At 31.6% G+C, this 21,688-nt stretch carries 19 protein-coding genes and 1 pseudogene; 16 read left to right on the top strand and 4 right to left on the bottom strand.

Going from position 1 to position 21,688, the window contains the following annotated elements; genetic code table 11:
- Positions 1-110: 110 nt before the first annotated feature.
- The 3 genes from amaP to JG553_RS08085 all read left to right on the top strand — a co-directional run bounded on the left by amaP (position 111) and on the right by JG553_RS08085 (position 1,471).
- Positions 111-647, top strand: a complete 537-nt coding sequence (gene amaP / locus JG553_RS08095) for an alkaline shock response membrane anchor protein AmaP (RefSeq protein WP_000825819.1) — start codon at positions 111-113, stop codon at positions 645-647.
- 12 nt (positions 648-659) lie between these two features.
- Complete coding sequence (locus JG553_RS08090) at positions 660-899, top strand: DUF2273 domain-containing protein (RefSeq protein WP_000002683.1); 240 nt, start codon at positions 660-662, stop codon at positions 897-899.
- 62 nt (positions 900-961) lie between these two features.
- Entirely contained in the window at positions 962-1,471 is a 510-nt protein-coding gene (locus tag JG553_RS08085; protein WP_000215236.1) for an Asp23/Gls24 family envelope stress response protein, read from the top strand.
- Between the two features lies 1 nt (position 1,472).
- Here the strand turns inward: JG553_RS08085 and JG553_RS08080 are convergent.
- Together JG553_RS08080 and sfaD are read right to left on the bottom strand one after the other, a co-directional pair.
- Positions 1,473-3,131, bottom strand: a pseudogene (locus JG553_RS08080) (IS1182 family transposase).
- A 455-nt stretch (positions 3,132-3,586) separates the two neighbouring features.
- Positions 3,587-5,563: a D-ornithine--citrate ligase SfaD gene (sfaD, locus tag JG553_RS08075; RefSeq protein ID WP_001052567.1), complete on the bottom strand. Its 1,977-nt coding sequence runs from the start codon at positions 5,561-5,563 to the stop codon at positions 3,587-3,589.
- Positions 5,564-5,664: 101 nt separating this feature from the next.
- Between sfaD and sfaA the strand changes: the two genes are divergently transcribed.
- The 3 genes from sfaA to sfaC are packed head-to-tail and all read left to right on the top strand — an operon-like array spanning position 5,665 to position 9,679.
- Positions 5,665-6,858 (top strand): staphyloferrin A export MFS transporter, encoded by a 1,194-nt coding sequence (sfaA, locus tag JG553_RS08070; protein ID WP_000170403.1) that lies wholly within the window; start codon positions 5,665-5,667, stop codon positions 6,856-6,858.
- Positions 6,845-8,602 carry a staphyloferrin A synthetase SfaB gene (sfaB, locus tag JG553_RS08065; protein ID WP_000262640.1) on the top strand — a complete coding sequence of 586 codons (1,758 nt, stop codon included), beginning with the start codon at positions 6,845-6,847 and terminating at the stop codon, positions 8,600-8,602. The genes sfaA and sfaB overlap by 14 nt, the downstream gene beginning before the upstream one ends.
- 6 nt (positions 8,603-8,608) lie before the next feature.
- Positions 8,609-9,679 carry a staphyloferrin A biosynthesis protein SfaC gene (gene sfaC, locus JG553_RS08060; RefSeq protein WP_000951636.1) on the top strand — a complete coding sequence of 357 codons (1,071 nt, stop codon included), beginning with the start codon at positions 8,609-8,611 and terminating at the stop codon, positions 9,677-9,679.
- A gap of 100 nt (positions 9,680-9,779) precedes the next feature.
- Here sfaC and JG553_RS08055 read toward each other — a convergent pair whose 3' ends face one another.
- Positions 9,780-9,905: a hypothetical protein gene (locus JG553_RS08055; protein ID WP_001789076.1), complete on the bottom strand. Its 126-nt coding sequence runs from the start codon at positions 9,903-9,905 to the stop codon at positions 9,780-9,782.
- A 165-nt stretch (positions 9,906-10,070) separates the two neighbouring features.
- On the opposite strand from JG553_RS08055, the gene JG553_RS08050 reads away from it, so the two are divergent.
- The 4 genes from JG553_RS08050 to JG553_RS08035 all read left to right on the top strand — a co-directional run bounded on the left by JG553_RS08050 (position 10,071) and on the right by JG553_RS08035 (position 14,668).
- Positions 10,071-11,054: an ABC transporter substrate-binding protein gene (locus JG553_RS08050; RefSeq protein ID WP_001214661.1), complete on the top strand. Its 984-nt coding sequence runs from the start codon at positions 10,071-10,073 to the stop codon at positions 11,052-11,054.
- A gap of 11 nt (positions 11,055-11,065) precedes the next feature.
- Positions 11,066-12,097 carry a FecCD family ABC transporter permease gene (locus JG553_RS08045; RefSeq protein WP_000974906.1) on the top strand — a complete coding sequence of 344 codons (1,032 nt, stop codon included), beginning with the start codon at positions 11,066-11,068 and terminating at the stop codon, positions 12,095-12,097.
- Entirely contained in the window at positions 12,094-13,062 is a 969-nt protein-coding gene (locus tag JG553_RS08040) for a FecCD family ABC transporter permease (protein WP_000989091.1), read from the top strand. The genes JG553_RS08045 and JG553_RS08040 overlap by 4 nt, the downstream gene beginning before the upstream one ends.
- A 235-nt stretch (positions 13,063-13,297) precedes the next feature.
- Complete coding sequence (locus JG553_RS08035; RefSeq protein ID WP_001549577.1) at positions 13,298-14,668, top strand: YjiH family protein; 1,371 nt, start codon at positions 13,298-13,300, stop codon at positions 14,666-14,668.
- A gap of 131 nt (positions 14,669-14,799) precedes the next feature.
- Here the strand turns inward: JG553_RS08035 and JG553_RS08030 are convergent, their stop codons facing one another.
- Positions 14,800-15,060 (bottom strand): SunI/YnzG family protein, encoded by a 261-nt coding sequence (locus JG553_RS08030; protein ID WP_001251935.1) that lies wholly within the window; start codon positions 15,058-15,060, stop codon positions 14,800-14,802.
- 176 nt (positions 15,061-15,236) lie between these two features.
- Between JG553_RS08030 and JG553_RS08025 the strand changes: the two genes are divergently transcribed.
- The 6 genes from JG553_RS08025 to lmrS all read left to right on the top strand — a co-directional run bounded on the left by JG553_RS08025 (position 15,237) and on the right by lmrS (position 21,541).
- Complete coding sequence (locus JG553_RS08025; RefSeq protein ID WP_000147094.1) at positions 15,237-15,752, top strand: metal-dependent hydrolase; 516 nt, start codon at positions 15,237-15,239, stop codon at positions 15,750-15,752.
- 43 nt (positions 15,753-15,795) lie between these two features.
- Positions 15,796-16,983 (top strand): UTP--glucose-1-phosphate uridylyltransferase, encoded by a 1,188-nt coding sequence (locus JG553_RS08020; protein ID WP_000884739.1) that lies wholly within the window; start codon positions 15,796-15,798, stop codon positions 16,981-16,983.
- An 18-nt stretch (positions 16,984-17,001) separates the two neighbouring features.
- A complete protein-coding gene (gene trhA / locus JG553_RS08015) occupies positions 17,002-17,685 on the top strand; it encodes a PAQR family membrane homeostasis protein TrhA (protein WP_000047255.1) in 684 nt (227 codons plus the stop codon).
- 176 nt (positions 17,686-17,861) lie between these two features.
- The gene (gene sdrM, locus JG553_RS08010) at positions 17,862-19,205 is read left to right on the top strand and encodes a multidrug efflux MFS transporter SdrM (protein WP_001237506.1); all 1,344 of its coding nucleotides are present in this window, start codon (positions 17,862-17,864) and stop codon (positions 19,203-19,205) included.
- Positions 19,206-19,303: 98 nt separating this feature from the next.
- Positions 19,304-19,777, top strand: a complete 474-nt coding sequence (sepA, locus tag JG553_RS08005) for a multidrug efflux transporter SepA (RefSeq protein ID WP_000636857.1) — start codon at positions 19,304-19,306, stop codon at positions 19,775-19,777.
- A 321-nt stretch (positions 19,778-20,098) separates the two neighbouring features.
- Positions 20,099-21,541, top strand: coding sequence for a multidrug efflux MFS transporter LmrS (lmrS, locus tag JG553_RS08000; RefSeq protein ID WP_001140999.1), 1,443 nt, complete (start codon positions 20,099-20,101; stop codon positions 21,539-21,541).
- Positions 21,542-21,688: the final 147 nt, after the last annotated feature.

The raw sequence follows: 21,688 nt of genomic DNA, 5'->3' as shown, positions 1-21,688 counted from the left end.
TATTAAAAATAAATTTAAAGTTATTAATTTATTATGTTTAAGAAAAAAACTGATGGGTACATATTTAATATGTTTTTAAATTAACTTTAACTAAGGAGGTGTCGTTAGGGGTGAAACGACTTAAAAACTTTATCCTTGGCTTATTAATAGTAGTAATCGTGGGGTTCCTGTTATTCATGTATATCCAAGATGGACGTATAACTGAATATCAAGACTACTTCCTTCAATTTGAATGGTTCCAACCATTACTTATTTCACTTGCTGCACTATTGATATTAATAGGTCTTATATTAGTATTTAGTATCTTCAAACCTACGCATCGAAAACCTGGATTATACAAAGACTTCGATGATGGTCATGTTTACGTATCTCGTAAAGCTGTTGAAAAGACGGCATTCGATACGGTTGCAAAATATGATCAAGTAAGACAACCAAATGTAGTTGCGAAACTATATAACAAAAAAAATAAATCTTATATCGACATTAAAACTGACTTTTTCGTACCAAATAATGTTCAAGTTCAATCTTTAACTGAAGCAATTCGTTCGGATATTAAAAAGAATGTAGAATATTTCACAGAAATGCCAGTACGTAAGTTAGAAGTTAATGTGAGAGATCAGAAAACTTCTGGTCCACGAGTGTTGTAAGGGAGGTATATCATGGCTAACAATCATAACCAAAACGGACAAGACTCTACACAACAAGTGATTAATTTTTTAAAAGTATTTAAATGGAGAATCGTTGGTTTCCTAGCGTTTCTATTAATCGCGATATTATTCTTAACGTTAGGTTTTTGGAAAACAGTACTTATCATCGTTTTATGTTTAATTGGTGTAGGTATTGGGTATATGAAAGACCGTAAGCAAGATTTTATGAATTTTTTAAATCGATGGAGTTAATTCATCAATTTAGAATTTAATTAAAAAAATATAAAAATTAACAAGTAAAAGGAGAATCTATTATGACTGTAGATAACAATAAAGCAAAACAAGCATACGACAATCAAACTGGTGTTAACGAAAAAGAAAGAGAAGAGCGTCAAAAACAACAAGAACAAAATCAGGAGCCTCAATTCAAAAACAAATTAACATTCTCTGATGAAGTTGTTGAAAAAATTGCTGGTATCGCTGCACGTGAAGTTAAAGGTATCTTAGATATGAAAGGTGGCTTAACTGATACATTCACTAATGCATTCTCAAGTGGCAACAATGTTACTCAAGGTGTATCTGTTGAAGTTGGTGAAAAACAAGCTGCTGTAGACTTAAAAGTAATCTTAGAATATGGTGAATCAGCACCAAAAATCTTCCGTAAAGTAACTGAATTAGTTAAAGAACAAGTTAAATATATTACTGGTTTAGATGTAGTTGAAGTTAACATGCAAGTTGACGATGTAATGACTCAAAAAGAGTGGAAACAAAAACACGAAAAAAATAACGAAAACAATAACCAAGAAAGACAAGGTTTACAATAAGTTATTCGATAAAAAGGGCTTGGGACATTAAATTCTTAGGCAATGTAAAAAAGCTGATTTCTATTAATTATTTGATAGAAATCAGCTTTTTTGATATGTATTTTATAATGTACAGCTCGTTGAGCTGCTATTTTCCTTATATTAAGTGCCATTAATACAAAACCTAGCTCTCGTTTAACTTTATTTATTCCTCGAACTGACATTCGAGTGAAACCCAAAATAGCCTTCATAAATCCAAAAACAGGCTCTACATCAATTTTTCTTTGACTATAGATTTTTTTCGTTTCTGGTTCAGAAAGCTTTTGATTAATTTGGACTTTAAAGTATTCCCAATTATAATTCTTCATGATTTTCTTATTGGATTTCGAATTTGGTTTCATGCATTGATGTCTCAAAGAACATGATGAACAGTCATCACATTCATATAGTTTGAAGTCTCGTTTAAAACCATATCTATCATTACGGTATGCATATCTTTTAAAACCTATTCTTTTGTTATTAGGACATATAAATTCATCATTAAGTTCGTCATATTTCCAATTTTAAGTGTTGAAAATGTCACTTTTAAACTTTCTAGTTTTATCTTTAATAAACATGCCATACGTAATAAGTGGCGTTTTATTAAAATCATCTATAATAGCCATATAGTTTTGCTCACTACCATAACCTGCATCAGCTACAATATACTCCGGTAAATAACCGAAGGTATTTTGAATCATTGTTAAAAATGGAATTAAAGTTCTAGTATCTGTTGGGTTTTGAAATAGGTCATAGGATAAAACAAATTGAGAATTTGTCGCTATTTGTAAATTGTATCCTGGCTTAAGTTGGCCATTTTTCATATGGTCTTCCTTCATTCTCATAAAAGTTGCATCATGATCAGTTTTAGAAAAGCTATTTCTATCTTTAAGAATCGATTTTTGTTCTTCATATTTATTTTTTCTTTCGGAATAATCATCAAATTTATTTTTGAACTTCTTAATCTTAGTTCTTTTTTACGGGTCTGTTTTCTAATTTGAGTACTATCTTCGTTCTCAATAGAATGATTTAAACCTTCGATTTCTTTATCTAAATGACTACCAATTAAATCTATTTCTTCTATTGTTAAATCGCTATCTCCATCTTCTTTTATCTCTGGTATTATTTTTTCTTCAACTAAGTCACGATATAATGTTTTTGAATTTTCGTTCAATTTCGATTCGTGATTTTGAATACTTTTCTTCCACACAAATGTATACCTATTGGCATTAGCTTCTACTTTTGTACCATCAATAAGATTTTGCTTTAAACATTGACTATGAAACTGGATAAATAAAGATTCAATTAACGCATCAGTATTAGGATTCACTCTAATACGATTAATAGTTTTATAAGAAGGTGTTTGATTTTGAGCTAACCACATCATTCGAATACTGTCATGAAGTAATTTCTCTATTCTACGACCAGAAAATACAGATTGAGTATATGCATATAAGGTGATTTTTAACATCATTTTTGGATGATAGGATGTTGCGCCACGATGATGTCTGAATTTATCGAATTCGCTATCAGGTATCGTTTCAACAATTTCATTAACATATCGCGAAATATCAATTTGAGGAATTCTAACAGAAGTTTCTATTGGTAGTGTAAGTTGGATCAAGTTATAATTTTTATACATAAGGCACTTCATTAATTTAGTTTAGTGGTATTTATTAAATTATACGAAGGGACCCAACACAGAAAATTCAAATTATTGAATTAAACATTTATGTGCAAGTTTGGCAAAGTGTCTTATTTTTTAAAAGTATGTAAAAGTAAAATTACATGTTAATACGTAGTATTAATGGCGAGACTCCTGAGGGAGCAGTGCCAGTCGAAGACCGAGGCTGAGACGGCACCCTAGGAAAGCGAAGCCATTCAATACGAAGTATTGTATAAATAGAGAACAGCAGTAAGATATTTTCTAATTGAAAATTATCTTACTGCTGTTTTTTTAGGGATTTATGTCCCAGCCTGTTTTTTGTGATTTTTAATAATTTGAATATGGAAAATGTATTATTCTCTCATTTGTATAGATTGTATTTAATAAGTTAATGTAATCCTTGAGCTCACGATTAATAAAATTCTATAACCTTAATTATTTTCTCGATACAAAGGGTTATTAACTTTAATATAAGTATAATGATGTGCCTCATCTTCAAGACGCATTGTTGTAACACACTTATAATCTATAAATGGCGCGAACATGGTATCTTTAATTTCATTTATGCGATTCTCATTTACTTGATTAGATTTGTGTGTCGAAAGTACAAGTTGATCAAAAATGTTATCTAGTACATCACGAACGATATACCACATATGTCTTTCTAAGTTTGAATCATTTGATGCTTTAGAGATTGTAAGAATTAATTCGCCTAAATGGTTTTGAACGGTAGAATAAAAGGCTTTGTTAAACACAGACGTTTTTGAATCAGTAAGAATTCTTGATTTTTCATGGAAATGAGATGTACTGTATACCATTTCATTTAGTTGTGCTTTATCAATTCTTAAACCTTCAAAGTCTCTAATATACATCGTGTCCAATAGACCATCTTTCCGAAATGTTGCAATAGCATTTTGCAAGTGAGCCTCTAATGCAATGCCATATTTAGTAACTAGTGGGATTACGAGACCAAGCAATGCTTTACTATAAGTTTCAACCCACGATTTCGCCGATGATTCAAAATCAGACAATGATGCAGCTGATTGATAACGTTTAATCAATGTCACGATAGGTGATTCATTGTTAAATGGGTAGGTTGCAACTAAGCTTGAAGGAATCAATGGTGTGACTTCTTGTGGAATCATTTGGTATATATTTTTTCTAAATAATGTACCTAATTGTTCACTTCGTTCAGTTTGATAGTCTGCTTCGTCTTGCTCATTATAAAAATGAATACCAGCAACTTCATCAATAATTGTTGATGCATAGGACTTAAATATGACATCTTTCTCCAAAATATCATTTAAAATACGTGTCATTAGTGGACCATTGTGCGTCGTTTGTTCTGATAATGTACGAATCTCACCTGTAATATGAACGTTTGTCGACAATTTGATGTGTGGCGACATAGCTGGGTATTTAGGAACTAATGTTCTGAAAGATAAACCAGCATAATAATCCAACGTATGTTTTGCTTCAATGATTAATTCTTTATCTACTTCTGCTTGATAATCAGAATGTAATACGTCATCTAATTGCCATGGATGAACAATCATAATGTGATAATCATTAAAGTTAAACTTTGGCGTAAATTCATTTTCTAATTGTTTAATTAAGTCCGGAAATAGTTGATGAACAGTTGTATCATAATCTTTAGACAGTGACATAGTACGGCTTAATTTACTGTGAATCAGTACTATTTTCAACTTAATAGGTTGATTGAATTCTGAAGAATATAGGAATGTTTGTAATGCATTTAAACCTTTACGTAATTTAGCCCCAGGATGTAGCGGATGACCTTCAATAACGGCTTGCTCTGAACGCAAGTAACTATCTTCGCTATTTTCGATAATATTAAATAAAGGTGCAGAATCATGTTGCATTGACAGTGCTTGATAGCTAATTGCAAATGTCATATTAGTTGCACTGTTTATTAAATCTTGCTGAAATTGATCACTAGCAGCATTTTTTAAATCTGGTGCTTCAATTAAAATACACTCAAGAATTTCATTTGGATGGTGTACTCGTGTAATCGTATTTGTAATGTCATCTTTAATGTAGAAAGGGCCTTCAACATCAATTCGATCAAAGGCGTGTTCTCCAGTGATAGGAGCATATAATGTTTGCTTAGCTTGTGGGAACTGGATTTCTAGTATATGAGTCGTTGAGATATCTAACATAATCAAATCACGACTCAATATTTTCTTACTTTGAGTGCGCGCTTTAACTAAGTTTTCGCGATGCATTGATGTGACCAATCTCTGAGTGACTTTATCTCTTCCTTGTAAAATCATCTCTTTAAAAATATTAGCCCAATCGCTATTATGTTGTTGTAAAAATAAATATGTTTCTTGTTCTTCTTTGTTAAATTTTAATGTCTGTTCTTTAAAAATTAAGTTCAAGTTCATAATTCACCTCTATGAAATATTTTACAAAAGCAAGATAGATTTGTATAATCCATATTAATGATAATGATTCTTATTATCAACAGAATGCGGGTGTAAGTTTTATGACAAAATATTTTTTTAGCAGTTCTTTTCTACTATTTCTAGGTAATTGGATTGGACAAATAGGGCTAAATTGGTTTGTACTTACCACTTATCATAACGCAGTTTATCTGGGGATTGTCAATTTTTGCAGACTTGTACCAATATTATTACTAAGTGTGTGGGCAGGGGCAATTGCCGATAAATATGATAAAGGGCGATTGCTGAGAATTACAATTTCATCATCATTTTTAGTAACTGCAATTTTATGTGTGCTCACGTATAGTTTCACTGCAATTCCAATTAGCGTCATTATTATATATGCGACATTAAGAGGGATTTTAAGTGCGGTTGAAACACCTTTAAGACAAGCAATCTTACCAGATTTATCAGATAAAATATCTACTACACAAGCTGTATCATTTCATTCATTCATCATTAATATTTGTCGTTCAATAGGGCCTGCCATTGCTGGTGTCATATTAGCAGTCTATCATGCGCCAACAACATTTCTTGCACAGGCAATTTGTTATTTTATCGCAGTTTTATTATGCTTACCATTACATTTTAAAGTAACTAAAATACCTGAAGATGCATCAAGATACATGCCGTTAAAAGTTATTATAGATTACTTCAAATTACATATGGAAGGTCGACAAATATTTATAACATCATTATTGATTATGGCGACAGGTTTTTCATATACGACACTTTTACCAGTTTTGACAAACAAAGTATTTCCGGGGAAATCTGAAATATTTGGTATCGCTATGACGATGTGTGCCATTGGTGGTATTATTGCAACGCTAGTTTTACCTAAAGTACTTAAATATATTGGTATGGTAAATATGTATTATTTAAGTTCATTTTTATTTGGCATTGCTTTGTTAGGTGTGGTATTTCACAATATTGTCATCATGTTCATTTGTATTACATTGATTGGGTTATTTAGTCAATGGGCACGTACGACAAATCGCGTTTATTTTCAAAATAATGTTAAAGATTATGAACGTGGTAAAGTACTGAGTATTATTATGATGGATAGAGGTATGATTCCATTGGGAAGTCTATTAATGAGTATATGTGCAGATGTGTTTGGCATTGTTAGAACTTTTTCAATAATGGGAATAAGTACTATATGCATTACAATGGTATTCTATTTTATAAATAGAAAGTTGAAGTTAAAGTTGGAGGAAAGTAATCATGGTATATCTTGAATGGGCAAAGGCAGATAGAAATATTCAATATCGTGTAATTAACGCCATTATTAAAGAACGTATTTACCCCGAGCAAACATTTATTTCGCAAAAAGGATCTTTAATTGAAATTCAGTATCATATGCATGTGTTGACTATTGAAGTTGTTAGAAAAAGTGCATTAGAACGCTATGAGTTTACAGGTGATATTACTTATTTAAATAAAGGTGAAACGTCATTAATTATAACTTTAGAAGGTTTATTAGATGTGTTGAATCATGACTTTGATATCCCTATTTCAGAGCGACTACGCGAAGAGTTAATACACAGTCGAGATAGTTTAGTTGAAACATATAAGCAAATGTCTCACAGACAAACGTTAATAAGTCAAAGTTTTAAATTTTCAAGGTTACCACAAGATATTAACTTTTTTTCATGGTTACAACATGTAAAAGATAGTGATAAGACAGATGATTTAACTTATTCTGAGAGTTTGGTACCAGAGGGGCATCCAACACACCCTTTAACCAAAACGAAATTGCCCTTAACTATGGAAGAAGTACGAGCATATGCACCTGAGTTTGAAAAAGAAATCCCTTTGCAAATTATGATGATTGAAAAAGACCATGTTGTGTGCACAGCTATGGATGGTAATGATCAATTTATTATTGATGAAATAATTCCCGAATACTACAATCAGATTCGTGTGTTTTTAAAGAGTTTAGGTTTGAAAAGTGAAGACTATAGAGCGATTTTAGTACATCCTTGGCAATATGATCATACGATAGGGAAATATTTTGAAGCATGGATTGCTAAAAAAATATTAATTCCAACGCCGTTTACAATACTTTCAAAAGCAACTTTATCATTTAGGACGATGTCTTTAATTGATAAACCATACCATGTTAAGTTGCCCGTCGATGCACAAGCAACAAGTGCCGTTAGAACAGTCTCAACTGTGACTACTGTAGATGGACCAAAGTTAAGTTATGCTTTACAAAACATGTTGAATCAATATCCAGGATTTAAAGTTGCTATGGAACCGTTCGGTGAATATGCAAATGTTGATAAAGATAGGGCACGTCAGCTTGCTTGTATTATAAGACAAAAGCCTGAAATTGATGGAAAAGGTGCAACAGTAGTTAGTGCAAGTCTAGTTAATAAAAATCCAATAGATCAAAAAGTTATCGTGGATAGTTACTTAGAGTGGTTAAATCAAGGAATTACTAAAGAAAGTATTACGACATTTATTGAACGATACGCTCAAGCATTAATCCCGCCTTTAATTGCTTTTATTCAAAATTATGGAATTGCTTTAGAAGCACACATGCAAAATACAGTAGTGAACTTGGGGCCACATTTTGACATTCAATTTTTAGTGAGAGATTTAGGTGGTTCTAGAATTGATTTAGAAACATTACAACATCGTGTATCAGATATTAAAATTACAAATGATAGTTTAATAGCTGATTCTATAGATGCAGTGATTGCAAAATTCCAACATGCTGTTATTCAAAATCAAATGGCAGAATTAATCCATCATTTTAATCAGTATGATTGTGTTGAAGAAACCGAATTATTTAACATAGTACAGCAAGTAGTAGCGCATGCCATTAACCCAACACTACCACATGCAAATGAGTTAAAAGATATTTTGTTTGGACCAACAATTACTGTCAAAGCGTTGTTAAATATGAGAATGGAAAATAAAGTAAAGCAATATTTAAATATTGAGTTAGATAATCCGATAAAAAAAGAGGTGTAGTACTACATGGCACACGTTAACATAAATATATCGAAGATTAAATATAACGCCAAAGTACTTCAAACAGTTTTTCAAAGTAAAAATATGCAATTCACACCAGTAATTAAGTGCATAGCTGGTGACCGTACAATTGTAGAAAGCTTAAAAGCGTTAGGTATCAATCATGTTGCAGAATCCAGATTGGATAACATAATTAGTATTGCAGATCAGGATTTAACATATACGTTATTGCGTACGCCTGCCAAAAAAGAGATTTCAGATATGATAGAAAAAGTTGATATGAGTATCCAAACAGAATTATCTACCATACATCAAATAAATGAAGTAGCAGAAGTTTTAGGAAAAAAACATAAGATTTTATTAATGGTAGATTGGAAAGATGGCCGTGAAGGTGTTCTGACTTATGATGTTTTAGATTATATTAAAGAGATTATTCACTTGAAAAATATCCATTTTGTAGGTTTAGCATTCAATTTTATGTGTTTTAAATCTGATGCGCCAAGTGATGATGATATCTTTATGATTAATCGATTCGTCTCAGCTGTTGAAAGAGAAATAGGATATCGATTGAAAATTATTTCAGGTGGTAATTCGAGCATGTTACCACAACTTTTATATAATGATTTGGGTAAAATAAATGAATTGCGAATAGGTGAAACGTTGTTTAGAGGTGTTGATACAACGACAAATCAAGCGATCGCTATGTTATATCAAGATGCGATTACATTGGAGGCTGAGATTTTAGAAATTAAACCTCGAGTTAATACACAAACGCATGAATCATTCTTACAAGCTATTGTAGATATTGGTTATTTAGATACAAAAGTCGATAATATTTCACCTATGGATCAGCATATCAATATTTTAGGCGCTTCGAGTGATCATTTAATGCTTGATTTAAATGGTCAAGGACACTATCAAGTTGGAGATCATATATCTTTTTCATTAAATTATGAAGCACTTTCTCATTCGATGTATATGAAAAATTTACATAAGGTATATATTGATGATTCAAAGATTGATACGCTACTTCAAAATTTTGATGTGAAATCTCCTGCTATGGTAAACCACTATTAATATATTTATCAATAAGTCTAAGTTGACAAGTTATACTACATATCGTTTGCACGGTTGTATCATAATTGTTCAACTTAGATTTTTTGTATTTGTTGATTTATCAAATTAAGTGCAACAGTTCGTCACATAAAATTGCAACAGATAATATCAGCTGAATTACAGGGATAACGGTCATGCTAAATGGTGTCAATTGTATTAATGCAAAGATGATATAGCAATGATACATTATCAGTATTTTGTCTAAGGAAATGTGCTAATTGTAGTCATAATTATTAGAGGAAATATATAGTCATACATTTTAGAAATATAAAAAAGATTGAACGCTACTTGACAATGATAATTGTTATCAATAAAATAATAAATGAAGTTATACATATTAAGGAGTGGAACGATGAGAGGTCTAAAAACTTTTAGTATATTGGGATTAATAGTTGCCTTACTTTTAGTTGCAGCTTGTGGTAATACGGATAATTCAAGTAAAAAAGAATCATCAACTAAAGATACTATTTCGGTAAAAGATGAAAATGGTACAGTAAAAGTACCTAAAGATGCAAAACGTATCGTTGTATTAGAGTACTCATTTGCAGATGCATTAGCAGCATTAGACGTTAAACCAGTTGGTATTGCTGATGATGGTAAGAAAAAACGTATCATTAAACCAGTTAGAGAAAAAATTGGGGATTATACTTCTGTAGGTACACGTAAACAGCCAAACTTAGAAGAAATTAGTAAATTAAAACCGGATTTAATTATCGCTGATAGCAGTAGACATAAAGGTATTAATAAAGAATTAAACAAAATTGCACCAACATTATCATTAAAGAGTTTTGATGGAGACTACAAACAAAATATTAATTCGTTCAAAACAATTGCTAAAGCTTTAAATAAAGAAAAAGAAGGCGAAAAACGTCTTGCTGAGCATGATAAATTAATCAATAAGTATAAAGATGAAATTAAATTTGATAGAAATCAAAAAGTGCTTCCAGCAGTAGTTGCTAAAGCTGGTTTATTAGCACATCCAAACTATTCATATGTTGGACAATTTTTAAACGAACTAGGATTTAAAAATGCATTAAGTGACGATGTAACAAAAGGTTTAAGTAAATATTTGAAAGGACCTTACTTACAATTAGACACTGAACATTTAGCTGATTTAAATCCAGAGCGTATGATCATTATGACAGATCATGCTAAAAAAGATTCTGCTGAATTCAAGAAGTTACAAGAAGATGCAACATGGAAAAAGTTGAATGCAGTTAAAAATAATCGCGTGGATATTGTTGACCGTGATGTTTGGGCAAGATCTCGTGGCTTAATTTCTTCTGAAGAAATGGCTAAAGAACTTGTTGAATTATCAAAAAAAGAACAAAAGTAAGGTGGAAGTAAATGGCTATAAAAGAAATAAGTAGCCAATCTGCCATAGATCATAAAAGAAAAAGACGCACAACACTCACGTATATAGTGAGTTTGTGCTTTCTTTTTATTTGTATATATTTAAATATGGCGATTGGTTCTTCGAAAATTAATTTTAGCGATATCATTCACTATGTTACTGGTCATACAGATACGAAAGCAACGTTTTTATTGCATAATGTACGTATGCCAAGGATGATTGCAGGGTTATTTATTGGCGGTGCATTAGCGGTATCTGGTTTGTTAATGCAAGCAATGACACGCAATCCGCTAGCATCACCTAAAATTTTTGGTGTCAGTTCTGGTGCATCGTTTTTCATTGTATTTGTGACGATTATCATTCCAGCATTAGAATATTATGCATTATATTTAGGTGTGATAGGTGCATTTATAGGTGGTTTAACTGTTTATACACTTTCAGGTGCTACGAAAGGTATGACACCCATTAAATTAGCATTGGCTGGTATGGCCATCCATTTGTTTTTTAGTAGTATGACCGAAGGTATTATTATTTTGAATGAGAATTCAAACGAACAAGTGATGTTTTGGCTTGTCGGTTCATTATCCAGTATGAAGTGGGATGAAATTTTAACCATTCTACCATGGATTATTGGTGCTTTAATTGTAACGATTTTTATTGGACGTCAACTAACGATAATGGAACTAGGCGATGACATTGCTAAGGGATTGGGTCAAAATATAAATAAAGTTAGAATTATCATTGGACTATTAGTCATTATTCTTACAGGTATGTCGGTGTCAGTGGCAGGACCAATTGGATTTGTTGGCTTAATCGTACCGCATATAGTCAAACGCTATGTGAGTAAGAATTATTTAGTCATGATTCCATTAACATTTATTATAGGTGCAGATTTGTTACTACTATCAGATGTATTAAGTCGTTTAATTACATATCCTTATGAATCACCAGTAGGGATTGTTACATCATTCGTAGGTGCACTTTACTTCTTATTTATAACGATTAAAGGGGTGAAAAGAATATGATGACAACGAAAATTATACGTCGTTATAGTTTAATCACAATCCTTTTAATTGTGAGTATATTCATAAGTTTATGTGTAGGGTCTGTCATGATTCATCCGATTGATGCTATTAAGGGAATCTTTACACAAGATGATTTTATTTTAAATGAGTATCGTATACCTAGAACATTACTTGGTATTATTATCGGTAGTAGCTTGGCTATTTCAGGTGCAATTATACAAGCTGTAATAAGAAACCCGTTAGCCTCACCTGATGTTATAGGTATTTCTAAAGGTGCCAGTTTAGCTGCTGTGATTATTATTATGACCTTTCCAACAGCACCATTGTTTGTATTACCTATAGGTTCATTCTTAGGTGCCTTTGCAGTAAGTTTATTTTTATCATTTTTAATTTCAAAATATGATGTTAAAGGTTCAAAGCTTGCCTTAATTGGTTTAGCAATAGGCGCAATATGTACGGCGATTGTGCAGTTCTTATTAATCAGAAATCCACTGGAAGCAAACAAAGCGCTTGTTTGGTTGACAGGTAGTCTATATGGACATGATATGTCGAATATTTATACTATATTACCTTGGTTTTTAATAACGATACCAATCATCATTTTATTGAGTTATCAATTAGATGTATTGAATCTAGGTGATGCTGTTGCAACCGCACTCGGTTTAAAAGTTAAAACTATTAAAATGCTATTGTTAATTTTAGCAGTAATATTAGCAGGATCCGCAATTTCAGTTGTCGGTGGTATTAGCTTTTTAGGATTAATTGCACCTCATATTGCGAGACAATTAATAGGAAATAAAACATTACACGTTATTATCATGTCGGGGTTAATTGGTGCTATATTGTTAACATTTGGAGATGGTTTAGCCCGTGGCATTCATCCGCCACTGGATATTCCTGTTGGGGTTATCATTGCAATTATCGGTGCACCATACTTCTTAATATTATTACGAAGAATGAAATAACTAACATATGATTAGAGTTTAAAAAAGGTTAAGTACGAAATCAGTAATTGTACTTAACCTTTTTTGAATTCATCTTGAAAAATTACAAGAAATAGCGTATATTTAATAACTGTAATTATTCATTATTTTGCATACATAAACATTTTGAAAGATAGAATGATAAGGAATATGTTTGTTAACTGAATAGAATTCTGTATATACTTAAAACGAATACATAGAGAAATGGATTGATTTTATGGATAGCTTTTCAAGGAAAGAGATAGTTATTGGGAGACTTAAGTTTATTACGATGTCTTTAATTGGTATCTTATTATTTTTAGTACCAATTCCAGTCGAACAAGATGGACAGAAGCAAACAACGTTGCCCGTGGCATTTTTAGCAGGCGTGCTTAAAGATGTATTAGGTGGCGTAATGCCATTTTTAATTGTGACGATAATTACTTTATCGGGTATCATAACTCTGATTTGTTCAACTATTTTAAAAGATAAATTGAAACCTGACGGGCTAATGAACAATGCTTTTAACGTTAGAATTGGTTGGTTAATTTTACGAATATTAGCAGTTGTTTTTGCATGGATGACATTTTTACGAATTGGTTCAAAGGTTATTTACTCAGATGAAACGGGTGGATTATTGTTCTCAAGTTTATTGCCAACATTAGTGGCAGTATTCTTATTTGCAGCTCTATTTTTACCGCTATTAATGGAATACGGTTTGTTAGAGATGTTGGGTCCTATTTTTAGACCGGTTATGAGACCTTTATTTACATTGCCAGGACGTTCGACGGTAGATAATTTAGCATCATTTATTGGAGACGGAACTGTTGGTGTCTTAATTACAAGTAGACAATATGGTGAAGGATATTATTCTCGTCGTGAGGCAACAGTTATTTCAACGACATTTAGTGTAGTTTCTATCACCTTTGCAATTGTAGTTGCTGAAACAGTGCACATGCAAAATCAATTTTTTGCTTTCTATTTATCAGTGATAGTATCCTGCCTCGTTGCAGCAGTCATTATGCCAAGAATTTGGCCTTTAAATAAAATTCCTGATGAGTATGCTAAGGAGGTACCTGAAAGTGCGCGTACTGAGGCATTGCCAGAAGGAAAGACGGCATTGAGACATGGCTTTGATACTGCAACAGAAGTAGGTATTAAAGCACCGGGCGTTATTGACTTTTTTAAGTCAGGATTAAAAACAGTCATTGATATGTGGTTTGTTATTTTGCCTGTAGTAATGAGTATTGGTACTATTGCTACCATTATTGCGAACTACACGCCCTTTTTTGTCATATTGGGTAAACCTTTTGTTCCATTTTTAGAGTTAATGCAAATACCTGAAGCGGCACAGGCTTCTCAAACGATTATTATCGGTTTTGCCGATATGTTTTTACCTTCTATATTAATTGAAGGTGTACAAAATGATATAACTCGTTTTGTTATTGGGGCACTTAGTATATCGCAGTTAATATACTTGTCTGAAGTAGGTGGCGTCATACTTGGTTCGAAGATTCCTGTAAGCATCGGCAAATTGTTTATGATTTTCTTGATTAGAACAATCATTACACTACCAATTATTTCTTTGATGGCACATCTTTTGTTATAAATATATGTGAAAAAGGACAACTGTTAAAATTATGGGAACAGTTGTCCTTTTGTATTTGTTTATGCTGGGTGTTGAATCAATTAAAAAAATCATTCATGAAGCCCTCACCATGAATGATTTTTTTATACAATTTATTTAGTTAATTCATTGTAAACCTTTTGATCATTTTGAGTATAAATAATGTATTCGTGGTCTTCAGTATCGATAATAACGCGATTCGTTTTACCAAACGTTGAGCCGATTCTAGATACATCTTTGCTGTCTAATTTAGGAACTGCATGAATATCTTGGTCTTGTGTAATATTTTTAATTTCACTTGTAGGAATTTTGATATCAGCAACTCTCCATTGAATACGCACTTCATTATTATCCTTTTTTACTGTCATTGCCATTATTCAAACACATCCTTTAAATATTTTGTAAATACATCATAAACGATTTTGTAATCGTTTTCAAGAGTTATGTGATACTTTTTTAAATTGTGTCATACTAATGAATTTTAACCCGAAAATATGTTCGTGTTTTTGTTAGGGATGTGGTAAAATGTGAGTATTAAAGGAGAACAAATATGACAGGTAAAACACATGCTTCATGCGGCATGCTCGTTGGAGCGCTAACAACACAATATTTTCAAACGGATATTTTTTCGTCGGTTACGGTTATCATTCTAGCAACTCTAGCTAGCTTATTACCCGATATATGTCACACTCAAAGTAAGATTGGCAGAAGGTTTAAGGTAATTAGTTTTTTTGTGAGATTGATCTTTGGACATCGAACCTTTACGCATTCAATATTATTTATCGCAATCATAGCATTTTTATTGCAAATTATTCAGACGCCTAATTATTATATGGCAGCAATTATAATTGGATTAGTGTCACATGTTATACTAGATATGATAACACCAAAAGGCGTGAAATTATTTTATCCGTTACCGTTTAATGTGAAGACACCGATTCAATTTAAAACAGGTGGACTTGTAGACTTATCTTTAGCTACAGCGTTAATGGTCGGAACAGTTTATGTTTTATTTCAGCCTTTCATCAATGATATAATAAGCAACTGGAATACTAAGTTTTTATAGAAAATAAATTATTAAAGGTTACAAACTCAGCAGGAGGCATAAAATGCTAGATAAAAATCAATTAGCTAAATATAAACAAGATCATTTGTGTGAATATGAAAAAATAATGAGTAACAATGAAAAAGAAGCACTTGAAGAGAAGGTAGCGTCATTAGATTTAGATTTTATTGCCAAATTATATAACGATTTATACATCAATAAGAAAACAATAGATGATGTATCTGCAGTTTCTGAAGTGAAATATGATATTAAATCACAAATGAGTGATGATGAGATTAAGCGTTTAGAGGAACAAGGACTTCAAGCTATTAAAGAAGGACAATTTGCAGTACTTTTGATGGCAGGTGGTCAAGGAACAAGACTTGGTTACAAGGGCCCTAAAGGTTCGTTTGAAATTGAAGGTGTAAGTTTATTTGAACTTCAAGCTAACCAATTAAAAACATTGAATCATCAATCTGGACATACGATTCAATGGTATATTATGACAAGTGATATCAATCATGAAGAAACTTTAGCTTATTTCGAAGCACATAGTTATTTTGGATATGATCAAGAAGCAATCCATTTCTTTAAACAAGATAATATTGTGGCGCTTAGTGAAGAAGGGAAGTTAATTTTAAATCAACAGGGTCGTATTATGGAAACGCCGAATGGTAATGGTGGCGTGTTTAAATCTTTAGACAAGGCAGGATACTTAGAAGAAATGTCTAATAATGGCGTTAAGTATATTTTCTTGAATAATATCGACAATGTTTTAGTAAGAGTGTTGGATCCACTATTTGCAGGATTTACGGTAGAACATGATTACGATATTACTTCTAAAACGATTCAACCAAAACCAGGAGAAAGTGTTGGACGTTTAGTTAATGTCGATTGTAAAGATACAGTACTGGAGTATTCAGAATTAGATCCAGAAGTTGCAAATCAATTTAACAATGCTAATATCGGTATTCATGCATTTAAACTTGGTTTTATTTTAAACGCTGTAAATCGTGAGTTACCTTATCATTTAGCTATTAAGAATTTGAAGCAATTAGATGAGAACTTTGGTGTTATTGAACAACCAACTTTAAAATTCGAATTGTTCTATTTTGACATATTTACTTATGGAACTAGTTTTGTCACGTTACAAGTTCCTAGAGAAGAAGAATTTTCACCTCTTAAAAATAAAGAAGGTAAAGATAGTGTTGCAACTGCAACAGAAGATTTACGTAGAATGGGTTTAATTTAATGATAGGCGGTGACTATGATGTCCAAATCAACTAAAAAAAGTAATGACACAATCGTAGAAACATTTAAGGATATCATCCCTTTATCATTTGGAGAAGAAATTGGTAATGCGGCATCTCATGGTGTTGCAGCTTTGTTAACATTATTAGTGTTACCCTATGCGGCTGTGCACAGTTATATTGCACATGGTACGCTTGCGTCTGTGAGTATGTCTATTTATGTTATTTCTATCTTTATGATGTTTATTTCATCTACTATTTATCATTCTATGCAAAATGAAACACCTCATAAATATATTTTAAGGATTATCGATCACAGTATGATTTACGTAGCAATTTCTGGTACATATACGCCTATTTTGTTAACAGTTGTAGGTGGTTGGATAGGTTGGACAGTATTTATTTTATTATGGGGAACGACACTTTGGGGGATTTTATATAAATCCATAGCTGTCAAAGTTAACCAAAAGTTAAGCTTAATTGTCTATTTAGTGATGGGCTGGGTAGGTATTATCTTGTTACCAATTATTTTTATTCGCACATCATGGATATTCATATTATTCATTTTCTTAGGTGGTGTGTCTTATACAATTGGTGCATGGTTTTATGCACAAAAGAATAGACCATATTTTCATATGATTTGGCATATTTTTATTGTAATAGCATCACTATTGCATTTAATTGCAATCTTATATTTTATGTAGTCGTTTAGAAAAGCTGGGGGAAACTCCGCTTTTTTTATTACATAAATCATTCTAATAGGGGATTGTATTGTAATAGAATTATCGTTAAGATTTGAAAGTCAAAAGTGTTTATACATATGAAAACCAATTATTTGTAAATAAAATCTTATAAATAAATATATAGAAGGAGGTATTTCATGCGATTAAAGTCAATCATAACTGTTATAGCTTTAATATTAATTATGTTTATGTCAGCGATTGAATCATCTATTATTTCGCTTGCATTACCTACAATTAAACAAGATTTAAATGCAGGAAATTTAATTTCATTAATTTTCACAGCGTATTTTATCGCATTAGTAATTGCCAATCCTATAGTGGGCGAATTACTTTCGAGATTTAAAATTATTTATGTGGCAATTGCAGGATTACTTTTATTTAGTATAGGTAGTTTTATGTGTGGTTTAAGTACTAATTTTACTATGCTAATTATATCACGCGTGATACAAGGTTTTGGATCAGGTGTATTGATGTCATTATCGCAAATTGTTCCAAAGTTAGCATTTGAAATTCCGTTACGATATAAAATTATGGGCATAGTTGGCAGTGTTTGGGGTATTTCGAGTATCATTGGGCCACTTCTAGGTGGTGGTATATTAGAATTTGCAACATGGCATTGGTTATTCTACATAAATATACCGATTGCGATCATTGCCATTATATTAGTTATATGGACATTTCATTTTCCAGAGGAAGAAACAGTTGCTAAATCAAAATTTGATACTAAAGGGCTCACGCTATTTTATGTATTTATTGGATTGATTATGTTTGCTTTATTAAACCAACAGCTGTTACTTTTAAATTTCTTGAGTTTTATCTTAGCTATCGTTGTGGCAATGTGTTTATTTAAAGTAGAAAAACATGTTTCTTCACCATTTTTACCTGTGGTTGAATTTAATCGTTCGATTACTTTAGTTTTTATAACTGACCTTCTAACAGCTATTTGTTTAATGGGATTCAATTTATATATTCCAGTCTACCTTCAAGAACAACTAGGATTATCTCCATTGCAAAGTGGATTGGTTATTTTTCCTTTATCTGTAGCTTGGATTACATTGAATTTTAATTTACATCGAATTGAAGCAAAACTATCAAGGAAAGTTATTTACTTACTATCATTTACATTGCTACTAGTAAGTAGTATTATCATTTCATTTGGTATTAAATTGCCGGTACTTATAGCATTTGTGTTAATTTTGGCAGGATTAAGTTTTGGATATATTTATACGAAAGATAGTGTGATTGTCCAAGAGGAAACTAGCCCATTACAAATGAAGAAAATGATGTCATTTTATGGATTAACTAAAAATCTTGGGGCATCAATAGGTTCAACAATAATGGGATATCTTTATGCGATACAATCAGGAATCTTTGGTCCAAACTTACACAATGTGTTAAGTGCTGTTGCTGTAATTAGCATTGGGCTTATTGTTTTATGGGTCGTATTTTTTAAAGAACAGTCATCTCAATCAAAAGAATAGAATTATGATTAAAATTGATGTAGTGTAATTAAAGTAAGAAATAATAAATTTCCTAGATACTAGATAAATCGTTCAATATTTTATTAATAAGGAGGCCAATGATTGTGAATTATCTTAAACATAAGTTTTATAACTTGTTAACTACAATGATTGTTCTCTTTATTTTTGTACTTTCTGGTGCGATTTTTTTAACATTTCTAGGGTTTGGTTTATATGGATTAAGTAGAATACTTATTTATTTTAGGTTGGGTGACTTTACATATAATAGAAGTATGTACGATAACCTATTATATTATGGCAGTTATATAATCTTTGGGTACTTCATCATATTTGCAGTCGAGCATTTAATGGATTATTTTAGAAAAATGTTGCCTGAAAATGCATATTTTAGAGGCGCGACTTTTCATTTGATTTCTTACACAGTTGCAACAACGTTATTTTATTTTATTATTCATCTGAACTATGTGTATATCAATATCGATTTTTGGGTCATCATGGTTATTATAGGGTTCTTATATGTTTGTAAGCTTCAATTTTACCCTGAAAGTAAAAATTTAAATAATAGAAAATAGATATCTGAAGTTGAGGGCACATATGTGTTCCAACTTCTTTTTGTTCAATAGAAGAATCGATAATAGTGAGTCTTAGTGCTCAATTTGTGGTAAATAAGTTAAATAACCATTGTATGAGTCTGAGACATAAAATAAATTATTAGGCCCTACAATGTTATATTGTTAGTTTTTAAGTACACATTAGCTGTGCCTAATGTGTAAGAACCAATAATGATTTATTATGTAGTGCTTCTTTATTATTTGAGTACTACTCCCATTATGTTCATGGCTATACGTATTAAAGGGACAAGTGTATATCTGTTTTAAAAAGGAGGAATTATGATGGCTAAAGTTGAATTAACAACCCGGAGACGAAACTTCATAGTTGCTGTTATGTTGATTAGTGCGTTTGTAGCTATTTTAAATCAAACATTATTAAATACAGCGTTACCTAGTATAATGAGAGAATTAAATATCAATGAAAGTACATCGCAATGGCTAGTTACTGGGTTTATGCTTGTTAATGGCGTCATGATACCTCTGACGGCATATCTAATGGATAGAATTAAAACTAGACCTTTATACTTAGCGGCGATGGGGACATTTTTATTAGGTTCTATTGTTGCAGCCTTAGCTCCGAATTTTGGAGTTTTAATGTTAGCTCGTGTAATTCAAGCGATGGGTGCAGGCGTACTTATGCCCTTAATGCAATTTACGTTATTTACATTGTTCAGTAAAGAACATCGAGGTTTTGCAATGGGACTAGCAGGTTTAGTAATTCAATTTGCACCAGCAATAGGACCTACAGTTACAGGATTAATTATTGATCAAGCGAGTTGGCGAGTTCCATTTATTATAATTGTAGGAATTGCTATACTTGCCTTTGTTTTCGGTTTGGTTTCAATCTCGAGTTACAATGAAGTGAAATATACGAAATTAGATAAGCGTTCAGTAATGTATTCAACTATTGGGTTCGGGTTAATGCTATACGCATTTAGTAGTGCAGGAGATTTAGGATTTACAAGTCCAATAGTAATAGGTGCGTTGATATTAAGTATGGTTATTATCTATTTATTTATACGTAGACAATTTAATATTACTAATGCACTTTTAAATTTAAGGGTTTTTAAAAATAGAACATTTGCATTATGTACGATTAGTTCAATGATTATAATGATGTCAATGGTTGGACCTGCGCTGCTTATACCGCTATATGTTCAAAACAGTTTATCTTTATCTGCCTTGTTATCAGGACTTGTTATCATGCCTGGTGCAATAATAAATGGTATTATGTCAGTTTTTACAGGTAAATTTTATGATAAGTATGGTCCTAGACCATTGATTTATACTGGTTTTACAATTTTAACAATTACTACAATTATGTTGTGTTTCTTGCATACAGACACATCTTATACGTATTTAATAGTCGTATATGCAATTAGAATGTTTTCAGTTTCTTTACTCATGATGCCGATAAATACTACAGGAATTAATTCTTTGAGAAATGAAGAAATCTCACATGGCACGGCTATTATGAACTTTGGTCGTGTAATGGCTGGTTCACTAGGCACAGCTTTAATGGTTACATTAATGAGTTTTGGTGCAAAAATATTTTTATCTACATCGCCATCGCATTTAACTGCAACTGAAATTAAACAGCAATCCATTGCTATAGGGGTGGATATCTCATTTGCTTTTGTAGCTGTGCTTGTTATGGCAGCTTATGTGATAGCACTTTTTATAAGAGAACCTAAAGAAATAGAAAGTAATAGAAGGAAATTTTAAAATAATTATAGTAGTTGGTCTATTTAAAATAATAGGCTAACTGCTTTTTTTATTTAATAAAAAGTTTTATACTTTTAGTGATAGACTAAGCAAAAATTGTTATTTGCTATGATGTAGATGTCTTAAAATGATTAAGGGGGATTTGCT

Origin of the sequence: Staphylococcus sp. T93, from assembly GCF_016743875.1 — a bacterium.
Lineage (GTDB): Bacteria > Bacillota > Bacilli > Staphylococcales > Staphylococcaceae > Staphylococcus > Staphylococcus aureus.
Note: the sequence above shows the minus strand (reverse complement) of the source record. Positions and strands in the feature narration are given on the sequence as shown.